Annotated in this window: 1 protein-coding gene; it reads right to left on the bottom strand. The window is 52.0% G+C overall.

Translation table 11 applies throughout. The features are described 5' to 3' along the window. The coding region (locus tag ABFY71_RS19205) for a hypothetical protein (RefSeq protein WP_347947480.1) at positions 1 to 225 on the bottom strand (225 nt) is incomplete at both ends.

The raw sequence follows: 225 nt of genomic DNA on the forward strand, positions 1-225 counted from the left end.
AAGCCGACATACCAGCCCAGTGCGACGAATCCTTCCTTTCGCGTGCCCCTGTTTTCCTTGTCGATGATATTGTCCCATTGCTGGATAAGACCCAGAATGATACCTCCAAGCATAAAACCGCCGAACACGGGCAGTGTAAAACTGTCCAGGACATCATTGATCGCTCCCCGGGCATCCTGGGCGAATCCCCGGAGTGTATATGATGCAGACATGACAGTCAGAAAC

The sequence above is a fragment of the Devosia alba genome (assembly GCF_039938915.1).
GTDB lineage: Bacteria > Pseudomonadota > Alphaproteobacteria > Rhizobiales > Devosiaceae > Devosia > Devosia alba.